Origin of the sequence: Reyranella sp. (assembly GCF_965228225.1) — a bacterium.
GTDB lineage: Bacteria > Pseudomonadota > Alphaproteobacteria > Reyranellales > Reyranellaceae > Reyranella.
Genome location: NZ_OZ245801.1, coordinates 1,720,483 through 1,744,784, shown reverse-complemented (window position 1 = coordinate 1,744,784; position 24,302 = coordinate 1,720,483). Strand labels below are relative to the sequence as shown.

General features: G+C 64.8%; 26 protein-coding genes. 8 read left to right on the top strand and 18 right to left on the bottom strand.

The window, feature by feature from the left end; genetic code table 11:
- Positions 1-21 precede the first annotated feature (21 nt).
- The 7 genes from ACO07K_RS08385 to ACO07K_RS08355 all read right to left on the bottom strand — a co-directional run bounded on the left by ACO07K_RS08385 (position 22) and on the right by ACO07K_RS08355 (position 8,079).
- Positions 22-1,593: an ABC transporter substrate-binding protein gene (locus tag ACO07K_RS08385; RefSeq protein ID WP_422035460.1), complete on the bottom strand. Its 1,572-nt coding sequence runs from the start codon at positions 1,591-1,593 to the stop codon at positions 22-24.
- Between the two features lie 120 nt (positions 1,594-1,713).
- Positions 1,714-2,319, bottom strand: a complete 606-nt coding sequence (locus tag ACO07K_RS08380) for a hypothetical protein (RefSeq protein ID WP_422035459.1) — start codon at positions 2,317-2,319, stop codon at positions 1,714-1,716.
- A gap of 10 nt (positions 2,320-2,329) precedes the next feature.
- On the bottom strand, positions 2,330-2,653 hold the full coding sequence (locus ACO07K_RS08375) for a CsbD family protein (RefSeq protein ID WP_422035458.1): 324 nt from the start codon (positions 2,651-2,653) through the stop codon (positions 2,330-2,332).
- Positions 2,654-2,737: 84 nt separating this feature from the next.
- Complete coding sequence (locus tag ACO07K_RS08370; RefSeq protein WP_422035457.1) at positions 2,738-2,887, bottom strand: hypothetical protein; 150 nt, start codon at positions 2,885-2,887, stop codon at positions 2,738-2,740.
- Positions 2,888-2,985: 98 nt separating this feature from the next.
- Positions 2,986-5,544 carry a response regulator gene (locus tag ACO07K_RS08365; protein WP_422035456.1) on the bottom strand — a complete coding sequence of 853 codons (2,559 nt, stop codon included), beginning with the start codon at positions 5,542-5,544 and terminating at the stop codon, positions 2,986-2,988.
- Positions 5,537-7,264: a sensor histidine kinase gene (locus ACO07K_RS08360; protein WP_422035455.1), complete on the bottom strand. Its 1,728-nt coding sequence runs from the start codon at positions 7,262-7,264 to the stop codon at positions 5,537-5,539. Before ACO07K_RS08360 ends, ACO07K_RS08365 begins: the two co-directional genes overlap by 8 nt.
- Before the next feature lie 14 nt (positions 7,265-7,278).
- The gene (locus ACO07K_RS08355) at positions 7,279-8,079 is read right to left on the bottom strand and encodes a response regulator (protein WP_422035454.1); all 801 of its coding nucleotides are present in this window, start codon (positions 8,077-8,079) and stop codon (positions 7,279-7,281) included.
- A gap of 403 nt (positions 8,080-8,482) precedes the next feature.
- On the opposite strand from ACO07K_RS08355, the gene ACO07K_RS08350 reads away from it, so the two are divergent.
- The 4 genes from ACO07K_RS08350 to ACO07K_RS08335 all read left to right on the top strand — a co-directional run bounded on the left by ACO07K_RS08350 (position 8,483) and on the right by ACO07K_RS08335 (position 10,993).
- Positions 8,483-8,947, top strand: coding sequence for a sigma-70 family RNA polymerase sigma factor (locus tag ACO07K_RS08350; RefSeq protein WP_422014776.1), 465 nt, complete (start codon positions 8,483-8,485; stop codon positions 8,945-8,947).
- A 117-nt stretch (positions 8,948-9,064) separates the two neighbouring features.
- Positions 9,065-9,643: a sigma-70 family RNA polymerase sigma factor gene (locus ACO07K_RS08345; RefSeq protein WP_422035453.1), complete on the top strand. Its 579-nt coding sequence runs from the start codon at positions 9,065-9,067 to the stop codon at positions 9,641-9,643.
- 117 nt (positions 9,644-9,760) lie between these two features.
- Complete coding sequence (locus ACO07K_RS08340; RefSeq protein WP_422035452.1) at positions 9,761-9,982, top strand: NepR family anti-sigma factor; 222 nt, start codon at positions 9,761-9,763, stop codon at positions 9,980-9,982.
- A gap of 246 nt (positions 9,983-10,228) precedes the next feature.
- Positions 10,229-10,993 carry a glucose 1-dehydrogenase gene (locus tag ACO07K_RS08335; RefSeq protein ID WP_422035451.1) on the top strand — a complete coding sequence of 255 codons (765 nt, stop codon included), beginning with the start codon at positions 10,229-10,231 and terminating at the stop codon, positions 10,991-10,993.
- 3 nt (positions 10,994-10,996) lie between these two features.
- On the opposite strand, the gene ACO07K_RS08330 is transcribed toward ACO07K_RS08335, so the two are convergent.
- From ACO07K_RS08330 to ACO07K_RS08300, 7 genes are all read right to left on the bottom strand, one after another.
- Positions 10,997-11,581, bottom strand: coding sequence for a hypothetical protein (locus tag ACO07K_RS08330; RefSeq protein ID WP_422035450.1), 585 nt, complete (start codon positions 11,579-11,581; stop codon positions 10,997-10,999).
- Positions 11,582-11,606: 25 nt separating this feature from the next.
- Positions 11,607-12,116, bottom strand: a complete 510-nt coding sequence (locus ACO07K_RS08325; protein ID WP_422035449.1) for a prepilin peptidase — start codon at positions 12,114-12,116, stop codon at positions 11,607-11,609.
- Between the two features lie 16 nt (positions 12,117-12,132).
- Positions 12,133-12,291: a Flp family type IVb pilin gene (locus ACO07K_RS08320; RefSeq protein WP_422014788.1), complete on the bottom strand. Its 159-nt coding sequence runs from the start codon at positions 12,289-12,291 to the stop codon at positions 12,133-12,135.
- 194 nt (positions 12,292-12,485) lie between these two features.
- Entirely contained in the window at positions 12,486-13,097 is a 612-nt protein-coding gene (locus ACO07K_RS08315) for a CDP-alcohol phosphatidyltransferase family protein (protein WP_422035448.1), read from the bottom strand.
- A 7-nt stretch (positions 13,098-13,104) separates the two neighbouring features.
- On the bottom strand, positions 13,105-13,941 hold the full coding sequence (gene pssA / locus ACO07K_RS08310; RefSeq protein WP_422035447.1) for a CDP-diacylglycerol--serine O-phosphatidyltransferase: 837 nt from the start codon (positions 13,939-13,941) through the stop codon (positions 13,105-13,107).
- Between the two features lie 10 nt (positions 13,942-13,951).
- Complete coding sequence (locus ACO07K_RS08305; protein WP_422035446.1) at positions 13,952-14,644, bottom strand: phosphatidylserine decarboxylase; 693 nt, start codon at positions 14,642-14,644, stop codon at positions 13,952-13,954.
- A gap of 27 nt (positions 14,645-14,671) precedes the next feature.
- Complete coding sequence (locus tag ACO07K_RS08300) at positions 14,672-15,721, bottom strand: LysM peptidoglycan-binding domain-containing protein (RefSeq protein WP_422035445.1); 1,050 nt, start codon at positions 15,719-15,721, stop codon at positions 14,672-14,674.
- Positions 15,722-15,837: 116 nt separating this feature from the next.
- Here ACO07K_RS08300 and ACO07K_RS08295 point away from each other — a divergent pair, with 116 nt between their 5' ends.
- The 4 genes from ACO07K_RS08295 (at position 15,838) to ACO07K_RS08280 (ending at position 20,759) form a co-directional block, all read left to right on the top strand.
- Positions 15,838-16,431, top strand: a complete 594-nt coding sequence (locus ACO07K_RS08295) for a TIGR00730 family Rossman fold protein (protein WP_422035444.1) — start codon at positions 15,838-15,840, stop codon at positions 16,429-16,431.
- A 125-nt stretch (positions 16,432-16,556) separates the two neighbouring features.
- Complete coding sequence (locus tag ACO07K_RS08290) at positions 16,557-18,779, top strand: NADP-dependent isocitrate dehydrogenase (protein ID WP_422035443.1); 2,223 nt, start codon at positions 16,557-16,559, stop codon at positions 18,777-18,779.
- An 80-nt stretch (positions 18,780-18,859) separates the two neighbouring features.
- Positions 18,860-20,077 carry an NADP-dependent isocitrate dehydrogenase gene (locus ACO07K_RS08285; protein WP_422035442.1) on the top strand — a complete coding sequence of 406 codons (1,218 nt, stop codon included), beginning with the start codon at positions 18,860-18,862 and terminating at the stop codon, positions 20,075-20,077.
- Positions 20,078-20,084: 7 nt separating this feature from the next.
- Positions 20,085-20,759: a DUF429 domain-containing protein gene (locus tag ACO07K_RS08280; protein ID WP_422035441.1), complete on the top strand. Its 675-nt coding sequence runs from the start codon at positions 20,085-20,087 to the stop codon at positions 20,757-20,759.
- 150 nt (positions 20,760-20,909) lie between these two features.
- On the opposite strand, the gene ACO07K_RS08275 is transcribed toward ACO07K_RS08280, so the two are convergent.
- From ACO07K_RS08275 to ACO07K_RS08260, 4 genes are all read right to left on the bottom strand, one after another.
- Complete coding sequence (locus tag ACO07K_RS08275) at positions 20,910-21,749, bottom strand: universal stress protein (protein ID WP_422035440.1); 840 nt, start codon at positions 21,747-21,749, stop codon at positions 20,910-20,912.
- Positions 21,750-21,848: 99 nt separating this feature from the next.
- The gene (locus ACO07K_RS08270) at positions 21,849-22,844 is read right to left on the bottom strand and encodes a Bug family tripartite tricarboxylate transporter substrate binding protein (protein ID WP_422035439.1); all 996 of its coding nucleotides are present in this window, start codon (positions 22,842-22,844) and stop codon (positions 21,849-21,851) included.
- Between the two features lie 106 nt (positions 22,845-22,950).
- Complete coding sequence (locus ACO07K_RS08265) at positions 22,951-23,223, bottom strand: DUF2312 domain-containing protein (protein ID WP_422014810.1); 273 nt, start codon at positions 23,221-23,223, stop codon at positions 22,951-22,953.
- A 114-nt stretch (positions 23,224-23,337) separates the two neighbouring features.
- Positions 23,338-24,288 carry a polysaccharide deacetylase family protein gene (locus ACO07K_RS08260; protein ID WP_422035438.1) on the bottom strand — a complete coding sequence of 317 codons (951 nt, stop codon included), beginning with the start codon at positions 24,286-24,288 and terminating at the stop codon, positions 23,338-23,340.
- Positions 24,289-24,302: the final 14 nt, after the last annotated feature.

Genomic DNA, 24,302 nt, shown 5'->3' with positions numbered 1-24,302 from the left:
CCAGCCGGCAGTGGCGGTTGCCTAGCGGTCGACTTCCCAGAACATCGGATAGGAAGACTGGATCAGGCCCTTTAGATCGCTTCTATACCCGGCGGGGATGGTAAACTGACCCCACATCAGCGCCGGCACGAGTTCGTAGGCGATCACCTGAATCTCGGTGGCGATCTTCTTGCGCTCCTCGAGGGTGCCCGCCCGGGTAAAGGCCTTCAGCAGCTCGGGGATGCGATTGTCGCAGGACCAGCCGGGAAAATCGTTGCAGGTGGCTGCCACGTAAAAGTGCGTCAGCGGCGAGAACATGTCCGTGCCGTTCGAATAGACCGGGAACATCGACCACCCGTCCTTCTTGGCGCGACGCGCCAGGACGGTAGGCCAGTCGCGCGGCTGCTGCTCCACGTTGAAGCCGACATCCTTCATGTTCTGGACGAGCACGCGCGACGCGGTCTGGCTGATCGAACCGGCCACCTCCAGCACGATCACCGGTTCACCCTTGTAACCGGAGGCCTTGAGTTCGGCGCGCGCCGCCGCCAGATCGAGCTTGGCGACGCTGGCGCCCGCGTCGGTCGAGAACGGAGTGCCACACATCCAGAAGGAGCCGCAGTCCTTCGTCTGGTACTTGTCGGGCACGCCGATCGCCGTCAGCGTGGCATTCTGGTCGACGAGCTTCCACATCACCTTGCGCACCGCCGGATTGTCGAACGGCGGGGAGGCATGGTTGAGGCGGAAGTTGCCCTGAAACTGGTGAAGCCCGCCCAGGCCGAGCAGCTTGACGGACTTTTCCTTCTCGAGGACGGGCAGCATGTCGAACGGAAGATACTGCATGTAATCGATTTCGCCGGCGATCAGCGCATTGGCGCCCGTCGACGAATCCGGCATCACGCGCAGCGTCAGCTGGTCGATCTTCACGTTCTTTCCACCGGTCAGGAAGTCCGGTGCCTCCTTGCGTGGAATATAGGCGGCATTGCGCTCGAGGATCATGGCGTTGCCGGGCCGCCACTGATCCTTGAGGAAGCGGAACGGCCCGGAGCCGATCGGCTCGGCGATGCGCTGGTCCGCTGGGGTCGCGGCAAGCCGGGCGGGCATCATCACCGGCAGCGGCGCATTGGGCTTGCCCAGCACCTCCAGGAGGAGCGGGAAAGGCTGTTTCAGCACGAACTTGATGGTCTTGGGGTTCGTCGCTTCGAGCGTGGCGGTATCCGCCATCAGCATCTTGCCCAGCGGATCGCGAACCGACCAGCGCTTGAGCGACGCGACGCAATCCTCGGCCGTTACCGGCGCGCCGTCATGCCACTTGAGCCCGTCGCGCAGGACAAAGGACCAGGTGAGCTTGTCGGGGCTGCTGTCGTAGCTCTCGACCATCTGCGGCTTGATCTCGCCCTTGTCGTTCATGGCGAAGAGCGTGTCGAAGACGTGCAGACCGAACGTGCGGGTGATCGCGGCCGTGGTGGCGTGGGGATCGAGGATGGTGACTTCCGATTCGAGCACGACGGTCAGCGCTTTGGCAGCCCGTGCCTCCCGCGGCCGAATAAGAGATGCACCCGCCAGAGCCACTCCGCCCGCCATGGCCGTCCGACGCCCGAACCCGATCTTACGCATGAACATATTCCCTTCTTCCCCAGCCGTTACCGTAGCGACCTTTCAAGGCAAACGAAACGGGCCGACCACCCCTTTCGGAAATGGCCGGCCCGCAATCCGCTGGTCGGAAAACGATAGCTCTTACGCTGGCGACAGAAGCCTGCATGTCACCCGATCCACGAACGTCGACACGGGAGGCCCGTAGACGGGGACGCCCCACCGCTCGCCGGGGCCGGCCGGAGAGAGAACGATACGTGTATCCTGGACCGGTCGGCCGCCATTGGTGAACACACACCCCACCACCGGTTCGACGACATTGGCCGAGTTGTTGGTGACGTAGAGGACCGACAACCAGTTCTGCTGCGGCACCGCCTGCAGCCACGGACTGTCGATGACGACGGCCGGCACGGTTGGCCCCGCCGTGATCGGCACCACCCCCATAAGATTCCCGCGCGGCCGCTGGACAACCACCTGGGTGGCGGCCGACTGGCTATTGGGATCGAAAGCCTTGTCCGCTGACGTGCTGGGCGAGGCCGCCTGCTGTTGTGGCGTCTGGTTGTCCTTGCTCACGTTCTCGGGCGTCCAGACCTTGCCGGTCCGCTCGTCCTTGAACTGGGTCATGCCACCGTTCGAGACGCCAGCACCGACCGAACCGGGCGCCTGGGTGGTCGGCATCTGGGCGATGGCCGGGCTTCCCGCTAGCAGCGCGAGCGCCGCGGCGGCTGTAAGGGTCAGATAGCGGTTCATGGGCTGATCCTCACATATTCTTCAGTCGGCCCTTCTCCCAGGCACCCACCTGAGCTTCGGCGGCTTCCCGGGAGATGCCGTAACGGGTCTGGATCTTACCAACGAGCTGGTCCCGGCGGCCTTCGATGGCGAGGAGATCGTCGTCGGTGAGTTCGCCCCACTGCTCTTTCACGGCACCTTTGGTCTGGCTCCAGCTACCCTTGACCTTTTCCCACATCGTCTGGGCATCGTTTTGGGTCGTAGTGGTTTGAGAGGTCGTCTGAGCGACGGCGACGAACGGCAGCGAGACGACGGCGATAGCGGCGCATGCCGCCACGGTGGCGATGGAACGCATCTGAATACCTCCTGATTGGGGCCTGTTAACGGTCCGAACGAAGGCAGGGTTGCTCAGGCCGTTGAACAGCGTCGCCTAGGACGTTCAGACCCAAAGAGATTTCAGCACGAAGGCAACCGGGATCACGATCATCATGGCGACGTACAGGTCCATCAGTTCCCCCGCGAGCGGACCGTGATCGGAATGATCCTGCGTCACGATGTTCGGGCTTTCAGGTACGTGCTTGGTGTCCATGATCCCCTCCACGATTGCCCCATCCTCGACAGATGAACGCCGTAAAATCGACGGGGGTTGCAGCGCGAACGCGCGAATCGTGGGAAATTCAGGGCAGTCTAGCGGAGGCTGTGGTCCAGAGCCTGCTGGAGGTCGATCGACGAGTACGGCTTTGAAATGAATTGCATTCCTTCGGCCTGGAGCCCCGGCCGCCCATAGCCGCTGGCGATCACCACGGGGAGCGACGGGAAGCGCTCTCGAACCTTGATGGCCAAATCCTCGCCGCTCATGCCCGGAAGACCGACGTCGGTGATGAGCAGGTCATGGGCGTCCCCCTTACCCAGCAGTTCCAGAGCGGCCTCACCGCTGCCGACGGCGGAAACAGAGCATCCCAGTCGCTCAAGCATGTCCGTGGTCGACATCCGCAGGAGGACCTCGTCCTCAACCAGCAGCACGCGCCTGGCCCTGCTCTCCGAGGTCCCCTGCCGGGCCGCCTCCTTGAAAGAATCTTCGGGCGCCGATGCCGGGACAGGCCGGCGGTTGGCCAGCACGCTGCGCAGCTTGGCCGACAGCGCGTCGCTGCTGTAGGGCTTGGCGATCATGGGGTAGCCCGATCGAGTGTGGTCGGGAATGAGTCCGCGTGCGAAGCCCGACGTCAGAAGCACTGCAATTCCGGGCTGCAGCCGTTGTGCCCGCTGAGCAAGTTCGACGGCTGTAATGGTGCCCGGCATCACGATGTCAGTGAACAAAAGATCGAAGGCGGGATCTTTTTCGAGCATTGCTGCCGCGATATCGGGATCCTCTGCAGCCTCCACGCGATAACCCCAACCCTTCAGCATTGCGACGACGGCCCGCCGTACATCTTCGCTGTCTTCCACGACCAGGATCCGCTCGCTGCCGCTGACCGCGCTCCCCGGATGCGGCAGCTCCTCGACCACCGGATCGTCCGTGCGCGGCAGGTAAAGCTTGATGCTCGTTCCCTGTCCGATCGCGCTGTCGATGCGGATATGGCCATTGGACTGGCGCACGAAACCATAGACCATGCTGAGCCCGAGCCCCGTACCCTTGGCGTCCCCCTTGGTGGTGAAGAACGGATCGAACGCCTGCGCGGCGACCTCCGGGGGCATACCGGTGCCGGTATCGCTCACGTCGACCAGCACATAGGGGCCAGGAATCACGTCCGGATGAAGCGCGGCGTAGCGGCGGTCGAGCGTCGCATTCGAGACCTGGACGCGGACCGTGCCACCGTCCGGCATGGCATCGCGAGCGTTGATCGCGAGGTTTAGAATCGCATTCTCGAGCTGCCCTGCGTCGATTCTCGCGTTCCAAGGGTCATCGGCCATCTTGAGCTCGATGGCGATGCGCTCGCCCAATGAATGGCGCATCAGGTCAGCCAAGTCTCCGACCAACTTGGCAATGTTGGTCGGTTGCGGCGTCAGGGGCTGACGTCGCGCAAACGCAAGAAGCTGCTGCGTGAGGCGCGCGCCGCGATCGGCGGCGGCCGTCGCACTCTGCACCCGCGACAGCATCGCGTTATTGTCGCCGGCCTCCTCCTTGAGGAGATCGAGATTGGCCCTGATGACCTGCAGGATGTTGTTGAAGTCGTGGGCCATGCCGCCGGTGAGCTGGCCGGTCGCTTCCATCTTCTGGCCCTGCCGCAGGGCCGCTTCATCATGCAGCTTCTCGGTGATGTCGACGGATCGAATCACGGCACCGCCACCAGACATTTCACCTCGATAGATTTCGTAGTCGCGCCCGTCATGTGCGACGCGCACGATTGCCGGCCCGGTCGAAGGCATTTTGTCGAGTTGGAGAGGCAGAAGGAGCGCCCGGGTCGCAGCCGACCGCTCGGACAGGAGTTGATCGAGAGTCGGCGGCTTCTGTTTGCCCGGCTCCCATTGGGCGAGCTTGGCGAAGGCTTCGTTCCAGGCGACGACGGCGCGCTCGCCATCGATCACGAAAATAGGATCGCGCAGACTTTCGAGGGTGGCCTGAAGAAGGCGCGACCGTCCCGCCAGGGCATTCTGACTGCGTTCGAGGCGGCCCGCGCCCTGCAGCACGATATAGATGCCGGCGATCAGGCAGAGGAAAGCTCCGCCCATCACCAGCAGGCCTGCCACCCCCGCCTGCTCCTGCTCCGACCGCAGGGCCGTCAAGCGGCGCGCCAGCAGCAGCCGCTGGCCCTCGACGAGGCTATCGCCCAGCAGACGGACCTGGCCGAGCATCGCCCGCCCCGCACCCGTTCGGTCGAGCGACAGAGCCGCCTCGCGGCCCTGCGTCTGGTAGATGCCGACTGTCGAATTGAGCTGGTCGAACTTCTGCGCGGTGCTGTCGCGAAACTCGTGGAACTGGCGCGTCGTGTCGGGATCGTCCGAGACCGCGGCTTCGAGCTGGCGCATGCTCGATTCGATCCGCAGGCGCGCACGTTCATAGGGCTCAAGGCTGGTCGCGTCCCCAGTCAGCAGGTAGCCTCGCAATCCGATCTCTGCATCCTGAACCGCGATCACCATCTCGCGCATCAGCGCCATGGTCTCGTAGTTCGCGACAACCAGACGCTGCTGGCGCGCCGCCGATTTCGACTGAGAGAAGGCCAGCATGAGACCGGCGGCAATCAGCACGGCCAGCGTGATGCCGGCGATTACGCCGGTCGAGCGCGCCGATCGGAGCACACTAGACATTCGCCGGTTCGTCCGCGGCCGGCGTGGGGAAAACGACGACGACCCTGCTGCCGCCATCCGGCTTCTGCTCGATGGTGACCTCTCCACCGAGCTGCATGGCCAGACCGCGGATCAGCGTGAGACCGAATCCACCCCGGCCGCTCAACTCAGCCTGCCCGGCATCGCGGGCCACGCCATTATCCTCGATGACGAGTTCGACTTCCTCGCCTCGCTCGCTCGTCTCGATGCGAATTTCGGGAGCGGCGGCGCGGCTGAAATCGTGGGTGAGCGCGATGCTGACGGCTTCCGTCACGATCAGGCCGATCGGAATGGCGGTGTCTGGGCCCACGGCCATGATCGGCGCACGTATGTGATAGCGTGGTGCCTGCTTGCCGCCTCGGGTTCGTCCAACCGATATCTGGCGCACGAGATCGCTAATGAACTGCTGGAAATCGACGAGCGACCAGCTCGACCGCTCGTAGAGATGGCGATGGAGAATCGAAAGGGTGAGGACGCGATTCTGCGCATCGCCGAAGAAACGGCGGATGCGCGGCGACCTGATCTCGCCGGCCTGGAGGTTCAGCAGGCTGGAAATCATCTGCAGATTGTTCTTCACGCGATGATGAATCTCGCGAAGCATGTGATCGCGCTGCTCCACGTTCGCGCGCAGCGCCGACTCGCGACTGGCGATGGCCTCGGCCATGGCCGTAACGCCAGCGCCCACCGACGCCATTTCCGGACTCCACGGCCGCGGCGGCGCCAATGTGATGCTCTCGCCACGTGCGACCTTGTCGGCGAAGTCGTGGATGTAGCGCAACGGGCGGACACACCAGCGGTCGGCGCCGATCCAGATCACCAGCAGAACGACAGCGGACGCGAGCGCAACCCCGAACACGCCCGCCCACGCGCCGGCAAATCCCCATGGATTTTCCGAGATCGGTGCCGATACGACCGCAAACAGAGCATTGGCTCCAACCGGCCGGATCCAGAATTCATAGTAGGCGCCGTCCTGGCCGAAGTCGAAAACCTTCATCTGATTGCGCGTCAGCGCGTCTGCCAGACGCGCCGCCACCGGTAGCCGGCGCATCGCCGCCGGATCGCCCCCGAGTGCCGTGCCGGTGCGATCGATCACTGCAACGGCCGTCCCGGCGGTGCCTTCGGCCTGAGCCGCGGCCTGTGCGAGCGCCTTTAGGGTGATCCCCAAGGCACACATTCCCCCGAATGCGCCGTCGCGCCGGATCGCAATCGCAATGGGAATGATGGCGCGGGTCGATATCCGGCTGGCGATTGCGTCGCCGATGACCAGTTCCCCGCCCCGCTTCGCCTTCTGGAAGATGTCGCGGTCGGAGAAGTTCATCCCGACCGCGCGTCGCGCCGTCGAACAGCGGGCCGTTCCCTGATCGTCCGTCACGAAAGCTGTGGAGTACTGGCCGGGATAGGCCTGTACCAGTTTGGACAGGTAGCTCTCGCAGCGGGTCGTGGCTTCCGGCGACGGATCCGTTCGGGCGCTTTCTACGACCGACTCATCGGCGCAGGCAGCCGCGAGCATGCGCTGCGAGGCCTCGAACAGACCGGCATAACGTGCAACGGCAAGATCGGAGACCGATCCCAGCGCCGCCACGCGCTGCGAGATCGCCGACTCTTCCTGGAGCTGCGCCTGCCAGACCGCCAACCCCAGCACCGGCAAAAGGGCCAGTGCTACGAGGGTGACGAGCTTGGTGCGAAGCGACCATCGCGCCACGTTCCGTTCCGGATTCAGATCGATACGGTATCGAGTGCCTGCGCGATCGCCGCACGCAGCAGGTCAGGGTCGAACGGCTTGGAGATCACGAAGGCCGGCTCGACCTGTTTGCCCGTAAGGAGTCGCTCGGGGAATCCCGTGACGAAAATGACCGGCACCGACATCGACTTCATGATCTGGTTGACAGCCGAGATGCCGCTGTCGGAGCCGCGAAACTGAATGTCGGCCAGCACCAGGTGCGGCGAATGCTTCTTGGCAAGCTCGATCGCAGCCTTCTCGGTCGCTGCGATACCCACGACCTCGTGTCCGGCGTTGCGCACGATGTCGGCCACGTCGAGCGCGATGACCGCCTCATCCTCGATTACGAGGATTCGAACGGAAGCAACCCGCTGCAGTTCGCGGCGCGCCTCCTCGAGGCTGCGCTCTGCGTCATCGATACTGACGCCGAGAATGTGGGCGGCGTCTCCGACGGTGAAACCTTCCAGCACGGTAAGCAACAGCACCTGGCGCTGCATCGGCGCCATGTCCGTCAGCGATTCCTTCAGGCGGCCGCGAACGCTTTCGCCGCCCATCGCCGCCGCTTCCATGTCGCCAAAGGGCTGACGCAGCCGATGAAACAGCGCGAACACGCCAAGCTTGGTGTCCTCGGCTTCCGCGATCAGTTCGGGCTGCTGTACGGCCACTTCGGCACAGAGGCGAACCCACTCGTCCCCCTGCTGCTGCGAACCGGTCACGGCGCGAGCGTACCGGCGCAGAAACGGCAAGGTCCTGGTGATCGCCTCGGACACTTTCTTCGAAGCTACCTCTTCAGCCACGTCATTCTCCCTCATCGCTCGAAATCCGTCTCGCGGCGCGCCAGACAGGTCTACACTACGCCCTGTGGGCGTGTACAACTGCTCAACCGACACACCGTCCGACGGACCCGGAATGGACGCTGCCCCGCGCCCAAAACTCAAGCCACCGAAACTTCGACGACCCCGTCCTGATGGTTCCTAATGGAGCCAGCCCAAGACCCACATGAGCAGCAACACGGGAATCGGTACACCTAGAAACCAGAGAAGAGCGGCGCGTCCCATATAATCCTCGTTACGGAATGAGTGACCGCCTAAACGCCTGACGGCAGCGTTGGTTCCGAACTCCCTTCCCTGCACCATATGTGGGTCGAAGTGGAGGATTTGCCCTTTCGGTATCGCAAGGGGCTCCCCAGATAGACGGGTCATGAAAGATGAAATCGTCGCGCTGCTCCCCGACCTGCGTGCGTTTGCGCGCTTCATGTGTCGCGAACGCGAGGCAGCCGACGATTTGGTGCAAAACACCATTCTGGCTGCTCTCGACAAGCAGACTCAGTTCACGCCCGGCACGAATCTGAAGGGCTGGCTTTTCACCATCATGCGCAATCGTTTCTACTCTGATCTTCGCACCCAGCGGCGGCGGCCGCTGACAATCGACAACGAGGCCGCCACGCCGTTGCCGGCGGTGGACAATCCTGAAGCGACCCTGGCGTTGAAGGAGCTCTCCTCCGAATTGTGGAAGCTCAATCCGCAATCACGCGAGGCGCTTGTGCTGATCGGCGCGGGCGGCTTTTCCTATGAGGAGGCCGCCAGCCTCTGCGGATGCTCCGTCGGCACCCTGAAAGCCCGTGTATCGCGCGCCCGCAAGTACCTTTCCGAGCGGCTCCAGTGAACCAGAAGCCCGATTTTCTTAGTCATTTCAGATAATTCGAAAAATTGGTCCTCAGGATGTAACCAATTCCCGTGGCCGGCATTTCTCTTCGCAGGACGCAACCTTTGGAGATCGCTAATGGCCACGCAGACCCAGCAGGACGACGGCACCCGTGACTTTCACGACCAGCTCAAGACGATCCTGCCCCGCCTGCGCATTTATGCCCTCTCCCTCACGCGCGATCGCGATTCCGCCGACGATCTCGTCCACGACACGGTTATCAAGGCACTGACCGGCCGCAACAGCTTCCAGCCAGGCACGAATCTGGCCGCGTGGCTTTTCCGCATCCAGCGCAACGAATTCATTTCCGGGTTGCGCCGTCGCCGTCCGACCGTTCCCGTGGACACGGCGATCGCCGAGTCGCTCTCGCATCCGCCGCATCAGGACAGCGGTCTCGTCATGCGCGAATTCATGTCGGCCTTCGGCAAGCTCGCGGCCGCGCAGCGTGAAGCCCTGCTCCTGGCCGTTCTCGAGGGCCTGCCCTACGAAACCATTGCAGAACACACCGGCGTGTCGGTGGGCACGGTCAAGAGCCGAATTTCCCGGGCGCGCGATACCTTGGAGCGCCTGCTGCTCGAAGGCGAGACGCGTCGCCCCGCCGGATCTGGCCGCGTCTCGACCGGCCTCCAGGCCGACAACGCGCTCCAAGCACGCTGAAGCCCCCTTTAAAGTCCGCTATTAGAGTGCGACATAGCCATGAGTAGTCCCAGGGGGAGAAGTGAATGGGTCGGACAGGATCCCGCGGAGTGGACTTCCGCCTCCGGGGAGCATGTGATGGCCAGTAACGACGACAAGCCCGAAGGCACGCGCGCCGCTTCCGCGGCGCGCGCAAAGCCTCGGGCTAACGATCGGCCATTCGACTTGTGGCTGCACAAGCAGCTTCATGCAATGTATGATGAGATCGCGAGCGAGCCCTTGCCTGACGACCTCGTGAACCTGATCGAGAAGGACGCTGCCGCCCATAAAAAGGGTGGCACCGAGCCGCCCAAAAAGTAGCGGTCACGTATATTACAACGCGTCGTCACTGGACGACTTTTCACCGATTCGCGCAAAGAAATGGCGGCGGCCCTTCGACCGCCGCCACCCTGTCCGCAGCCGGCCGGTCAGCCCGGCCGCCCGACTGCGAATGCTGCAAATCCCACCACTTGCAATTGCGTTTCTCGGTACTGGATCAACGATTGCACCCTGTTTTGGGTTCCGACCGTTGGCTATAGAGAACGGCTTGCAAGGGGAGGAGACGCGATGGACCTGTTCGATCTTTCGGGGCGTGTGGCCATCGTCACAGGCGGCAATGGCGGCATCGGGCTCGGCATGGCTCTCGGTCTCGCCCGCGCGGGCGCGACCCTCGTCATCGCGGGGCGCGACGAGACTAAAAATACAGCCGCCGTGCACGAACTCCATGCGGCGGGAGCGAAGGCGAGCGCCTCTAACGTCGACGTCCTGGTGGAAGAATCGTGCCACGCGCTGATAGCCGACACGGTTAAGGCCCATGGGCGTCTCGACATCCTCGTGAACAACGCTGGCATCAACATCCGCAAGCAGCCCCAAGACTACACGCTGGCGGAGTGGCATCGGGTCCTGGACAGCAACCTGACCAGCGCCTTCGTTTGCAGCCAGGCGGCCTATCCGGAGATGAAAAAGACGGGCTCGGGCAAGATGATCAACATCGGCTCGATGATGTCGATCTTCGGCGCCTCGTTCACGACCGCCTATGCCGCGAGCAAGGGCGGTATCGTGCAGATGACCAAGGCCATGGCGACCGCCTGGGCGAAGGACAATATCCAGGTGAATGCCATCCTGCCCGGGTGGATCGACACCGCACTGACGCAGCGCGCCCGCCATGACGTTCCGATGCTCCACGATTCAGTGCTGAAACGTACGCCGGCCGGTCGGTGGGGCACCCCGAACGACTTTGCGGGCATCGCCGTCTTCCTCGCCTCATCCGCGTCGGACTATGTCACCGGCGCCGCCATCACGGTCGATGGCGGTTATTCGGTGCAAGGATAGCGATCAGGGAGAGACGACGCGGCAGGACGCCCGATCGACGAACAGAGCGGTCTTTGGGCCGTAGATCGTCAGTCCCCCTCTCACCCCGGCCCCGATGCCCGGCAACAAGGCGCGCGTCTCCTCGACGAGCTTGCCCGCGTTGGTGAATCGGCAGTCGATCATCGGCGCCAGTGTACCCGCGCTGTTGTTGCTCACGTACAGGACGACCCGCCAGCGCTGCGCGGGAACCGCTGCGAGACTGGCGTTGTCCATGGTCACCAGCGGCGTGGTCGGTCCTGCGGTCGGCGCGGACCAGCCCAAAGGGGTGAGGCCCGGCCGCTGGATGACCACCTCCTTGATGCGCTCCGCCTGGGCCAGCGGATCGAAGGCGAGGTCGGCCGGTATCGGTTTGCCGATGGGGCCCCGCCCCACGTTGGCAGGCGTCCAGATCTGACCGGTCTTCGGGTCCCGGAATTCCGGCATGCCCGCGGTCGTCGGCATTTCGACGCTGCTGCGCTGTACCGGCGTCGGCACCTGGGCACCGGCGGCAGAGGCCACCAGCATGGCCATCACGGAGGCGAGAACTATCTTGGCGGCAGGCCGGGACATGCGATCTCCTTTTCGTGCCCCAATCTCAGCCGATGGCCAGCTGCGTTGCAACCCACAGGCCTCCCGCGGCGATGGCTGGACCATAGGGCAGCCTCCCACGCAGCCGTTCCCGCAGCGTGGCCTCGCCTTGGCCGCCGACAGGTCCAAGCGGCACACCGGCCAGGACCGCTGCGCCGAGCACACCGCCCACGACTGCCGTCACCAGGAGCAGATCGACGACAAGCGCCGGTCCCGCAAACAACCCGACACCGGCCAGCAGCTTCACGTCTCCACCGCCCAGAAGACCGCCGGCAAACGCCGCGGCCCCCAGCAGGAACAGCCCCACGGCGCAGCCGACCGCCAAGGCCAGATCCGTGACCGAATAGACGCCCGCGGAAAGGCCCGCGAGAGCCCAGACGCAGAAAAGGGCCATGATCGCGATCGACAGCCGGTTACTGATATGGAGGGTTCGCAGATCATGCCAGGCGGCGGCCAGGAGCAGCCCCGCGAGGATGATCAGGCAGCCCGTCTGGAGAAGTGTCGCCAGATCCGGCAAGACCTGGCTCTCGCCGTCAATTGAGCCCGGCCGCTCCCAGAACGTGGCTCACCTTGTCGGTCACGGAGCGGATGGACGCGATGGCGGCGACCGCGATCAACGAGGTGATCAGCGTGTACTCGACCGCCGTGGCCCCCTGGTTGTTCTTCATCAAGCGACGAAAAATCGTAAGCATTGCCTGCTCCCCTGCCTAGACTCGCCGGCCCCACGCCGAATCAACTTAGCGACGTTACTTAAAGCGAATTGTCAGGTCAATTGAAACCCGTCCATTTTGTGTCATCATTTCTAACAATATGATTTTAAAAGGGAAATATTGAGATGCTCAAGCACTGTCACAAGTAGCTCCAGGCTACAGCCCGAACCCGGAAATCAGGATTCTGGATCCACTGAATGCGCCTCGATCACGCGCGCCACGGCCGTCCAGAAGCACAGCGCCGCCACCAGCCCGGCGAGCCAGGGAAACAGATCGGGCAGCAGGCAGAAGAGGACGAAGGCGAGGATCGTTTCAGTCCCTTCGACGAGACCAGCGGCATGGAAGAAGGATTTTCGCCCCCGTCGGCCGGTATCGGCCTCGCCCCGCCCAGCGGCCAGGAGCGCCCGCCCGAGGAAGGAAGCGCAGGTACACACGAAGGATGCGAGAAGCAGAGCGGCCCAGACGGCGTTTTCAGGCCGCGCAAGGGCAAACCCCAAGGGGACGGCCGCGTAGAAAACCATGTCGCAAAAAATGTCGAGATACCCGCCATAGGCAGATGTGCGCGTGTGCCTGGCGACCGCCCCATCCAAGCCGTCGAGCAGACGGTTCAAGGCAATCGCTGCCAACGCCATGCCGTACCGCTCGTGTGCCAGAAGCGCCACCGCCACCAGCCCGACAGCCAGGCCCGTTACGGTAACGGCATGGGCGGATGCGCCTCGGGCTGCCAGCCATGCCCCCGCACGATCGAGCGGCGGGTCGATCCATCGGCGCAGGAGCGGATCGAGCATTTCCGCGTCAGTCGCGCGGCGGCGCGGGCCCCATGTCGGCGGAGCGAAGCGGGACGGTACCCGCAGACTCGGCCGTCTGCCGGTCCTGGGCAGCCTGCCGCCGATAGGACAGGACGCTGAAGGGAATCAAGCAGATATAGGCAAGGCCCAGCAGGGACAGGGCGATCCACGGCGCGCTCGCCAGGACGCCCATGAACAGGCCCGCTCCCAAGAGTAACGGCAGGACGAGATGGCGGGGCACACGGCCCTTCTTGAACGAAAAGGTCGGCAACCGGCTCACCATGAGCCCGCCCACGACCACCAACCCCAATCCGACGAGCACGGCATGACGCGGCCAGGCGGCTTCGATCTCGAAGCTCAACATGAGCGGCATGAGGGCGAGCAGAGCGCCCGCCGGAGCCGGAACGCCGGTGAAGAAGGATCCCGTCCAGACGGGCGGCGGCGTATCGGAAACCAGCGCGGTGTTGAACCGGGCCAGGCGCAGGGCCGAGCAAATGGGGAACATGAGGGTCACGACCCAGCCGAGCGCGCCGGCATGCGTGAGCGACGCCAAGTAGAGCACGAGCGCGGGCGCCACGCCGAAACACAAAAAGTCGGACAGCGAATCGAGTTCCGCGCCGAAACGGCTCGTGACCCCCAGGCGCCGGGCCACGCGGCCATCGAGGGCGTCGAAGATCGCGGCCACGATGATGGCGATCACCGCCAGCCGCATCTCGCCCTGCAGGGCAAAGCGAATCCCGGTCAGACCCGAGCACAGCGCCGCCAGCGTCAACACGTTGGGGATCAGGCGATGGATCGAGAAGCCGCGTAGTCCACTGCGTTGCGAACGCAGGTCGCTGTCCATGTCGGACTCCCTAGAATTCGACGGCGGCACGCGGCTCGGTGACGGCAGGATCGAGTTCGGCCATCACCGTTTCGCCACCGATCATGCGCTGACCCGGAGAGACCAGCAGACGCGCGCCTTCCGGCAGGTAGAGGTCTGTACGACTACCAAAGCGGATGTGGCCGAAACGTTCCCCTGCGGCAAGCGTCTGCCCCGGCTTCACATAGCAGACGATGCGGCGGGCCACGTAGCCCGCGATCTGCACGCAGCCGATGACGCGCCCGTCGGCGCGGCGCAGCGCCAGTGCCGTGCGCTCATTGTCCTCGCTCGCCTTGTCGGCATTGGCGCTGAGGAACTTGCCTGGACGATAGGCAACGACGTCGACGGTCGCGGCACAGGGGCTTCGGTTGATGTGGACGTCGAACACGCTGAGGAAGATCGACACCCGCGTCAGCGGCTTGTCGCCCAGGCCCAGCTCCACCGGTGGCACGGCCTGGACCACCATCTGCACCAGACCGTCGGCCGGCGCGATCAGCAGCCCGTCCTCCTGCGGCACGCCGCGCGAGGGATCGCGGAAGAAGTAGATCGACCAGAGGGTCACCACGAAAAGCGGCCAGAACAGCCATGCCACGCCGGTCAGGGCGGCAAGGAAGGTCGCGCCGGCAAACAGGGCGATGAAGCGCCAACCGTCGGAGAGGATCGGCACCAGGAAATTTGCCAGCATGATTCGCGCGCTCTTCTTGTCGGAGGATCAGTTGACCTTGGGCAGAGTGAGTATCTGCCCCGGATATATCAGATGGGGATCAACAATCTGGTCCTTGTTTGCGGCAAAAATGACGGTGTGGCGCCAGCCGGCACCATAATGCGCCCGCGCGATGTTCCAGAGATTGTCGCCCCGCACGATGTGCAGGCGTCGACCATCGGCGCTCGAGACCGGCGCTACGATCACCCGCTCGAACGGCAGCTCGAGACGTGCGACGGGCTTGCCGTCCCTGGCGATCCGGTCGAGGCGCAGCCGGTATTTGCCCGGCTCGATCGGGTCCTGGGGCATCAGGCGCCAGTGGCCGTCCGCTCCGGACGTACCCTCCGCCACCATCTTCTCGTTTACATAGGCGCGGACGACCGTCCCGGGCGCGGCCCGTCCGGACAGGGTCACCTGTCCGCGATCGTCATACACCAGGGTGGAGAGCGACAAATCCGCCGACTTCGGTACGCCGGCGGCGGAGGGCGGTTGGACGAGGGTCGGCACGCCGGCCGGCGGGGAGATCATCACCAGCGTCTCTTCGCGCGGCTGGGCCGGCGGAGCCCCTGCTGCCGGCGGCTCGGGTACGACGGCGACAACGGCCTGTCCCGACGTAACCGGCGCCTTGCCTTCTATGTGCTGGACCACGCGCAGTTCGTGCTGCCCGGGCGTGAGCGGCGGATCCTGGACGATGATGACCCACTCGCCGCGTGAATCGGATTCAGCCTTGGCGATCTCCTTGCCGCCATCCAGAAGAACGATCTTGGCGCCCGGCGCCGCCCGGCCAGCGATCACGGCGCGGCCGTCGGGTCCGATCCGTGCGACGTCGAACGACGGCAGTCCCGTTGCGGCCGGCGATGCCGCCGCGGGGACGGCGGCGGGAGCCGGCGGGACCGTGGATGCCGCCGGTGGCGGCGGTGGCACAGGATCACGGCTCGCGGCCTTCGCCGACTGGTCGATGGCGGCCTGCTCGCTCAGCTTGCCGCGCCAAGCGACACCCAGGGCGATGGCGATGACCACAGCCCCTACAGTCACCAGCCCGAAAACAGTTCGTGACATCGCCCTCCCAACGGTGCGACCACCATCCCCATGGTGTTCGCATCCACTCTTTGCGAAATGATACCATGTCACCCCGGCGCTGAAACGCGCTGGTTCGTCCCAGAAAAGCAGCTTTCGTGCCCGATTTCATCCCCTCCTCCCTTTGCGTCTTCTGCGGCTCCCGCTTCGGGACCGATCCTGCAACCAGCGAAACCGCGGTCGCCCTGGGGCGGCTGCTGGCCGCCGAGCGCATAACCCTGGTCTACGGCGGGGGTGGCGTGGGCCTGATGGGGCTGGTCGCCAATGCCGTGCTGGACAGCGGCGGCCAGGCAATCGGCATCATCCCGAACTTCCTTCTGCAGCGCGAAGCGGGCCATCCGGCCCTCACCGAGACGGTGGTCGTGGAGACCATGCACGAGCGTAAGCTGCAGATGTTCGAGCGCTCCGAAGCCTTCGTGGTGCTACCGGGCGGCATCGGGACGCTGGAGGAATTCTTCGAAGTCCTGTCGTGGCGGACCCTCGGCCTCCACAAGAAGCCGATCGTGATCATCGATCAGGGAGGCTATTGGCAGCCGCTCGCCGCCCTGCTCCGCGGCGTCGTGGAAGGCGGGTTCGCCGATCGGACCCATCTCGACCATGTCGCCATCGTGAGCGATGTGACCGAGGTTCTGCCTGCGATTGCGGCAATGCCTCCCACCGCCGGCTCCGAGAAGCCCCGCGACCGGGTCTGACGGAAATCGCCCGCCAGACCGCCGGCCAGCCGTCTTGCAGGCCTGTCTCGGCGGTGCAACAAGACAGGCCCAACAAGCAATTCATCAACCCAGCCGAAGCGAAAGCGGCGTACGGAGGTGCAGGTATGTCAGATCTCGAAATCGTCTGGACGAAGGTCGATGAGGCCCCCGGACTTGCGACCTACTCTCTGCTGCCGATCGTCGAGGCCTTCGTCGCGACGGCCGGCGTGAAGGTCAAGCTGAAGGACATTTCGCTGACCGGCCGCATAATCGCCAACTTCCCCGACAAGCTGAAGCCCGAGCAGAAGATCCCCGACGAGCTGGCCGAGCTCGGCAAGCTCACGCTGAAGCCGGAAGCCAACATCATCAAGCTGCCCAACATTTCCGCTTCGATCCCGCAGCTCAAGGCCGCGATCAAGGAGCTGCAGGGCAAGGGCTACGACATTCCGAACTACCCCGACAGCGACGCCACGCCGGCCGACAAGGAAATCCGCGCGCGTTACGGCAAGGTGCTCGGCAGTGCCGTGAACCCGGTGCTGCGCGAGGGCAATTCCGACCGCCGCGCCGCCGGTGCCGTGAAGCAATACGCTCGCAAGCACCCGCACAAGATGGGCGCGTGGAGCAAGGACTCGAAGACGCGCGTGGCGACGATGAGCGCCCACGACTTCTACGGCTCGGAGGTCGCGACGACCCTCGCGGCGCCGACCAATGCCCGCATCGAGCTGGTCGCCGCCGACGGCGCGACCACGGTGCTGAAGCCCAAGATCCCGCTCAAGGCCGGCGAGATCATCGACTGCTCGGTGATGAACGCCAAGTCGCTGCGCGCCTTCTACGCTTCGGCGATCGAGGCGGCGAAGAAGGACGACGTCCTGTTCTCGCTGCACCTCAAGACGACCATGATGAAGATCTCCGATCCCATCCTGTTCGGCCATTGCGTCTCCGTCTTCTTCGCCGACGTGTTCGCCAAGCACGGCGAGACGTTCAAGAAGCTCGGCATCGATCCCGACAACGGCGTGGGCGACCTGCTCACCCGCATCGAGACGCTGCCGGACGCCGAGAAGGCCGCGATCAAGGCCGACATCCAGGCCGAGTATGCCAAGCGCCCGGGCCTCGCGATGGTGAACTCCGACAAGGGGATCACGAACCTCCACGTGCCGAGCGACGTGATCATCGACGCCTCGATGCCGGCGATGATCCGCGAGTCGGGCAAGATGTGGGGCGCCGACGGCAAGCTGTACGACACGCTCGCGGCAATTCCCGATCGTTGCTATTCGACCCTGTTCCAGGCCGTCATCGAGGACTGCAAGGCGCATGGCGCCTTCGATCCGACGACGATGGGCTCGGTGCCGAACGTCGGCCTGATGGCGCAGCAAGCCGAAGAGTACGGCTCGCACGACAAGACCTTCGAGATCGCCTCGGCCGGCACCGTGCGCGTCGTGGCCGAAGACGGCACCCTCCTCATGGAGCAGAAGGTCGAGGCCGGCGACGTCTTCCGCATGTGCCAGGTCAAGGACGAGCCGATCCAGGACTGGGTCAAGCTCGCGGTGCGCCGCGCGCGGCTCACGAACACCCCGGCGGTGTTCTGGCTCGACGCCAAGCGTGCCCACGATGCGCAGCTGATCGCCAAGGTCGAGACGTACCTCAAGAGCGAGGACACCAAGGACCTTGATATCCGCATCATGGCGCCGGTCGAGGCGACGAAGTTCTCGCTCGAGCGTATTCGGCAGGGACTGGACACCATCTCCGTCACCGGCAACGTGCTGCGCGACTACCTGACCGACCTGTTCCCGATCATGGAACTGGGCACCTCGGCCAAGATGCTGTCGATCGTGCCCCTGCTGAACGGCGGCGGCCTGTTCGAGACCGGCGCCGGCGGCTCGGCGCCCAAGCATGTCGAGCAGTTCCAGCACGAAGGCTATCTGCGCTGGGATTCGCTCGGTGAGTTCCTGGCGCTGGGCGCCTCGCTGGAGCACCTCGCGCAGACCACCGGCAACGAGGACGTGAAGGTGCTGGCCGAGACGCTCGACGAAGCCAACGCCAAGATCCTCGAGGACAACCGCTCGCCCGCCCGCAAGGTCGGCCAGCTGGACAATCGCGGCAGCCATTTCTACCTGGCCAAGTACTGGGCAGAGGCGCTGGCCCGGCGCGACAACAGCACGTCCCTCTCGGCCCGCTTCAAGCCGCTGGCGAAGGTCCTGGAAGAGAACGAAGCCAAGATCGACGCCGAGCTGATCGCCGCGCAGGGCAAGCCGGTCGACACGGGCGGTTACTACCTCCCCGACCAGAAAAAGACCTCGGCGGGGATGCGGCCGAGTGCGACGTTGAACGAAGCGCTCGCTGCCCTCTAAAGCAGCGTCAGGTGAAGCCGCCCCGGGCAACCGGGGCGGCTTTCTAAATGGTGGGTTACGGTAAGTGTGAGGTCCGGAAGATGCCGAAGATCAAGGTGAAGAACCCGGTCGTCGAGATGGACGGCGACGAGATGACCCGCATCATCTGGGCGTTCATCAAGGAGAAGCTGATCCTTCCCTATCTCGACATCGACCTGAAGTACTACGACCTCGGGATCGAGAATCGCGACAGGACCGCCGACAAGGTGACCGTCGAGTCGGCCGAGGCCACCAAGAAGTTTGGCGTCGCGGTGAAGTGCGCCACCATCACGCCGGACGAAGCCCGCGTGAAGGAATTCGATCTCAAGGAGATGTGGCGCTCGCCGAACGGCACCATCCGCAACATCATCGGCGGCACCATCTTCCGAGAGCCGATCGTCTGCAAGAACGTGCCCCGCCTCGTGCCGGGCTGGACGCACCCGATCGTCATCGGCCGTCACGCCTTCGGCGACCAGTATCGCGCCACCGACTTCGTCGTGCCGGGCAAGGGCAAGCTCACCGTCCGCTTCGAGGGCGAGGACGGCAAGGTCATCGAGCACGAGGTCTTCGACTTCCCGGCCGGCGGCGTCGCCATGACGATGTACAATCTTGACGAGTCGATCGTCGGTTTTGCGCGCAGCTCGTTCAACTACGGGCTGATGCGCGGCTGGCCGGTCTTCCTGTCGACCAAGAACACGATCCTCAAGCGCTATGACGGCCGCTTCAAGGACCTGTTCCAGGAGGTCTTCGACACGGAATTCGCCGACAAGTTCAAGGCGAAGAACATCTACTATCAGCACCGCCTGATCGACGACATGGTCGCCTCCGCGCTCAAGTGGCATGGCGAATTCGTCTGGGCCTGCAAGAACTACGACGGCGACGTGCAGTCGGACACGGTGGCCCAGGGTTTCGGTTCGCTCGGCCTCATGACTTCGGTGCTGCTCACTCCGGACGGCAAGACCGTCGAGGCCGAGGCCGCCCACGGCACGGTGACGCGCCACTACCGCGAGCACCAGCAGGGCAAGCCGACCTCGACCAATCCGATCGCCTCGATCTTCGCCTGGACGCAGGCGCTGAAGTATCGCGGCACGTTCGACGACACGCCCGACGTCGTAAAGTTCGCCACCGCCCTCGAGAAGGTCTGCGTCGAGGCCGTGGAGAGCGGCAAGATGACCAAGGATCTCGCGCTCCTGATCGGCATGAACCAGGCCTATCTCACCACAGAGGAGTTCCTGGCCGTGCTCGACGGCAACCTCAAGACCCAGATGGCCAGCTGGTAAGGCTCGTTTGATCGTCGCCGGCGCAGACGGTTGCCGCACCGGCTGGGTGGTCTGCCGGCGTGGCACTGACGGCTCCCTGGACATCAGGGTCGTCGGGACCCTGGCGGAGGCCTGCGAGGGTCTTTCCATTCTGGCCGTCGACATGCCGATCGGCCTTGTGGAGACGCCGCGACCGGGCCGTGCCTGCGAGCGCGAAGCACGGGCCCTGCTGCCCGGCAAGACGAGTTCGGTCTTCCCCACGCCCTGCCGGCCGGCCCTCGTCTGCTCCACGCATGGCGAGGCCAATGCCCTCAGCAAGACGCTGGGCGTCGGGCTGACCCGGCAGACCTTTCATCTCTTCCCGAAGATGCGCGAGGTCGATGCCCTGATGCGCGACACCGGGACCCTGCGCTCGATCGTCCACGAGGCCCATCCCGAACTGGCCTTTGCACGCATGAACGGCGGCACACCGGTGCTCAGCAAGAAACGCCGCCCCGAAGGGTTCGCCGAGCGCCTCGAGTTGCTCGCACGCCACGGCTTCCCTTGGGGGCCGCGATCGCTCCCCGGTGCAGCCCGCGACGACGTGCTCGATGCCATGGCCGTCTGCCGTACGGCCCTGCTGATCGCCCAAGGTACGGCGACGCGCCTGGGGCCGGAGCAAGAGCGTGACCGCTACGGCCTACCGATGAACATCTGGTTCTAAGACGCTGTTAATAATAGGTTTTCGGAGGTGCCGGCGAGCAACGGGGATCCGTCGACGGCCCCGCGCATCCTGATTCCGGAGGGTGCGACATCCGCTTCGTTTGTTTCGATTATTTCGTTTGTTTCGTTTATGCGCCAGGATTCCGGCTCGTCAGTGGTAGATGAAGAGCGGGACCGGAGCGCTGTCGAACAGGTGTCGTGTCGTCGAGCCGAAGAGGATTTCCCGGACTCCACGATGACCGAACGCTCCCATGACGAGCAGCCGCGCCCCCGTTTCCGAGGCGCGCCGTAGCAGGACATCGGCCGGGCTCTCGCTCGTTGCGATCGCCTCGAGGTCGGAATCGATGCCATGCAGCGCCAGGAATGAACCGGCTCGTTCGGCGACCGACAGGGCGGCGGATTGCTCCCGCCCGATCGACAGGATGTGCGCCGGGGTCGAGCCGAATACACCCGTCAAAGCCGCCATCTGCAACGCCTTCGCGGCCGCGGTGCTTCCATCGTAGGCCACGAGCACGGGACCACTCTCGCTCCATTGCGGCCCCGTAACCACGACAGGACGGCACCCTTTCGCGATGATGTGGTCGACGAGCGGGGCCACCCCGTCGATCGGCTCGAGGTGAAACTCGACATCGCGGCCGGTGACCACCAGGTCGCACGTCTCGATCATGTGAAGCAGACCGGCGCGCACGTCGGCTTCCATCGTGGAACATTCGGCATCCATGCCCTCGTCCGCCAGACAGCGCCGGAACACGTCCGGTAGTGCGGCAATTTTCGCGCGCCGCTCCTCCGCGAGCTTCTTGCGATGCTGCAAACGGTCGTATGCATATTGCACACCGCCGATGGGAACCGGCTCAACCCGGTCGAGATCGCTGACATCCAGCGCCGTCACGCCCCTCACCCGGGCGCCGCACTGTCGCGCCAGTGCGACTGCGAGTGCCCTGGCGGCCATGGCGGACGGCGTGTCATCGACCGTGACGAGAATCGAACGCATTTGTGCCCTCTCCTATGCCGCCCCGAGTAGAGAACCCGTCGGTTTCCGGCATTGACGTGTATCAACACGGCTCCAGCGGCAGGGTCGGATGGCGCCGGGTCACTCCGGCTTGATCCCCGCGGCCTGCAGCACCGGCACCCAGATCGGTTCCTGAATCTTCAGCCAGTCGGCCAGCTGCTGCGGCGTCCCGCCCATGGCGACGAAACCGCGCTTTGCGAGGTCCTCCTTCTGCCCCGGCGTCGCCACGGCGGCGTTCAGTGCCTCGTTCAGCCGGGCCACGGTTGCCGGTGGCGTGCCCGCGGGCGCCAGCAGCGTGTAGACGATCGTGCCATCCACATCGCCGGCGCCCAGTTCCTTGAAGGTCGGGATGGTCGGGGCGACCGATGAACGCTCCAGAGACGCCATGGCGTAAGGCTTGAGCTTGCCGGCCGCGATCTGCGGCGCGACGCTGGTGATGCTCGACATGCCGAGCTTGATGTGACCCCCGAGCAGGTCGGTGACCAGCGGGCCGGTCCCGCGGAACGGCACGTGCGTCAGCTTGATGCCGTTCAGCATCGCGAACTGCTCGGTCGACAGGTGCATCGGCGTGGTCAGGCCCGCCGTGCCGTACTGCACGGAACCGGGCGCCGCCTTCGCCGCTGCGATGATCGCCTTGAGGTCGGGCCACGGTGCATCGAGGCTGCCCACCAGCACGGATTCCTGCTTGGCGATGAAGCCGACCGGCACGAAGGCCGTCTTCGCGTCGAAGCCGAGCTTCGCGACGATGTGTGGGTAGAGCGGCAGGTTGTTGGCGCTGACCACCATCCAGTGGCCATCCGCCGGCTGCTTGGCCACGAATTCGTGGGCGATGCTGCCGCCGCCACCGCCCTTGTTGTCGACGATCACCGTGCCCCCCAACGCCTTCTGCATGGGCTCCTGGATCGCCCGTGCGAGCGAATCGGTGCCGCCGCCCGGCGGAAACGGCACGACGATATGGACGGGCTGCGATGGAAAGCTCTGGGCCCAGGCCGGCAAGGCGGCTGTCGCAACAGCGGCTGCCGGGAGGCTCAGAAGGGCGCGCCTCGAGAGGGCCGACCGATGACCGTACGTCCGCATGGCATTCCTCCACGGCCTGCTCCCGTGACCGGAGCATTTGCCGTGAAGAAGCCTAGCGCCCGCGAGACTTGCGCGGAATCAAAAACCGGTGCGCGTTCCGCTCCGGTCAGACCATTCCGAGGGCGTGTTTGTAGACATCGAGCAGCGTCTCCTGCTCGGCCCGGTCGGCGGCATCCATGGAGCGCATGGACACGATCTTGCGCATCGTCTTGACGTCGTAGCCGACCCCCTTGGCCTCGCTGTAGACGTCCTTGATGTCGCCGCCGATGGCCTTGCGCTCTTCCTCGAGCTTTTCGATGCGCTCGATGAAGCTCTTCAGGCGGTCGGCCGAGATCGGGCCAGCTTTGGTCTTCTTGGAAATCGAGCTTCCGTCCGGCATGTCCAACTACTCCATGGTCCGACCGGCAAGACCATAGAAGCGACCACCATGTCCACTCAATTACATCGACGCCCTGAAAGGTGGGGATAACGGGGACGGTGGCCCGGGGCCACTCTATGCACGGGCCGGGAAGTGTGTTCGCCAATGCTGCGCGACGTCGATGCCGCGGCAGAACCAGACCCCTTCCCGCGCCGTCGCATGCTGCAGGAACTTGACGAGGCCGCCCGCCCGACCCGGCCGACCGATCAGGCGATCGTGGAGGCCGATCGACAGCAGCTTCGGCGCCCCCGCCGCGCCCTCCTCGTAGAGGAAATCGAAGGCGTCGCGCATGTATTCGAAGAAGTCCTGGCCGGTCGAGAAACCGGAATTCGCGTCGAAGCGATTGTCGTTGGCCTCATAGGAATACGGGATCACCAGATGGGGACCGTGCGCGGTTTCGACCCAGTAGGGCAACTCGTCGGCCAGCGAATCCCGGTCGTAGAGAAAGCCGCCCTCCTCGGCCACCAGCCGCCGCGTGTTCTCGCCAGGGCGCCCGGTCATCCAGCCCAGCGGCCGGCTTCCGGTGAGACGGGTCAGAATCTCGACCGCTTGTCGGATATGCTGGCGCTCGGTCGCCTCGTCCACCTCGCCGTAGTCGATCCAGCGATAGCCGTGGCTCACCATCTCGTGGCCGCGCTCGACGCAGGCCCGTGCGAGCAGTGGATTCTGTTCGAGCGCGCGCGCGACCCCGAGCACGCTGACCGGCACGGAGAAGCGCGCAAAGATGTCCAGGAGCCGCCAGGCGCCCCGTCGGCTGCCAAACTCGAAGACCGATTCGACGAGCGGCACCCTGCGCCCGGCCTTGGCGTCGACGCCGATGTCGTTCAGCATCCCTTCCGACACCGCGTCGCCGTTGGCTAACGTCGATTCGCCGCCGCCCTCGACATTGAGGCTGAAGTTGACGGCGATCCGGGCGTTGCCCGGCCAGTGCGGATGGGGCGGTCGCTCGCCATAGCCGACGAGATCGCGGACCTTCATCGCGTCGGGACGGATGTCGCTGGCGGCAGCGGGATCGAATGCGGACATTGGCGGCTCCGGGA

Coding starts and splice junctions, on each gene's coding strand:
- ACO07K_RS08370 (WP_422035457.1), bottom strand. CDS start 2,887: ATGGACACCAAGCACGTACCTGAAAGCCCGAACATCGTGACGCAGGAT.
- ACO07K_RS08285 (WP_422035442.1), top strand. CDS start 18,860: ATGCCGAAGATCAAGGTGAAGAACCCGGTCGTCGAGATGGACGGCGAC.
- ACO07K_RS08350 (WP_422014776.1), top strand. CDS start 8,483: ATGAAAGATGAAATCGTCGCGCTGCTCCCCGACCTGCGTGCGTTTGCG.
- ACO07K_RS08345 (WP_422035453.1), top strand. CDS start 9,065: ATGGCCACGCAGACCCAGCAGGACGACGGCACCCGTGACTTTCACGAC.
- ACO07K_RS08315 (WP_422035448.1), bottom strand. CDS start 13,097: ATGCTCGATCCGCTCCTGCGCCGATGGATCGACCCGCCGCTCGATCGT.
- ACO07K_RS08365 (WP_422035456.1), bottom strand. CDS start 5,544: ATGTCTAGTGTGCTCCGATCGGCGCGCTCGACCGGCGTAATCGCCGGC.
- ACO07K_RS08265 (WP_422014810.1), bottom strand. CDS start 23,223: ATGCCGGACGGAAGCTCGATTTCCAAGAAGACCAAAGCTGGCCCGATC.
- ACO07K_RS08305 (WP_422035446.1), bottom strand. CDS start 14,644: ATGCTGGCAAATTTCCTGGTGCCGATCCTCTCCGACGGTTGGCGCTTC.
- ACO07K_RS08335 (WP_422035451.1), top strand. CDS start 10,229: ATGGACCTGTTCGATCTTTCGGGGCGTGTGGCCATCGTCACAGGCGGC.
- pssA (WP_422035447.1), bottom strand. CDS start 13,941: ATGGACAGCGACCTGCGTTCGCAACGCAGTGGACTACGCGGCTTCTCG.
- ACO07K_RS08385 (WP_422035460.1), bottom strand. CDS start 1,593: ATGCGTAAGATCGGGTTCGGGCGTCGGACGGCCATGGCGGGCGGAGTG.
- ACO07K_RS08380 (WP_422035459.1), bottom strand. CDS start 2,319: ATGAACCGCTATCTGACCCTTACAGCCGCCGCGGCGCTCGCGCTGCTA.
- ACO07K_RS08320 (WP_422014788.1), bottom strand. CDS start 12,291: ATGCTTACGATTTTTCGTCGCTTGATGAAGAACAACCAGGGGGCCACG.
- ACO07K_RS08260 (WP_422035438.1), bottom strand. CDS start 24,288: ATGTCCGCATTCGATCCCGCTGCCGCCAGCGACATCCGTCCCGACGCG.
- ACO07K_RS08270 (WP_422035439.1), bottom strand. CDS start 22,844: ATGCGGACGTACGGTCATCGGTCGGCCCTCTCGAGGCGCGCCCTTCTG.
- ACO07K_RS08340 (WP_422035452.1), top strand. CDS start 9,761: ATGGCCAGTAACGACGACAAGCCCGAAGGCACGCGCGCCGCTTCCGCG.
- ACO07K_RS08275 (WP_422035440.1), bottom strand. CDS start 21,749: ATGCGTTCGATTCTCGTCACGGTCGATGACACGCCGTCCGCCATGGCC.
- ACO07K_RS08375 (WP_422035458.1), bottom strand. CDS start 2,653: ATGCGTTCCATCGCCACCGTGGCGGCATGCGCCGCTATCGCCGTCGTC.
- ACO07K_RS08290 (WP_422035443.1), top strand. CDS start 16,557: ATGTCAGATCTCGAAATCGTCTGGACGAAGGTCGATGAGGCCCCCGGA.
- ACO07K_RS08330 (WP_422035450.1), bottom strand. CDS start 11,581: ATGTCCCGGCCTGCCGCCAAGATAGTTCTCGCCTCCGTGATGGCCATG.
- ACO07K_RS08300 (WP_422035445.1), bottom strand. CDS start 15,721: ATGTCACGAACTGTTTTCGGGCTGGTGACTGTAGGGGCTGTGGTCATC.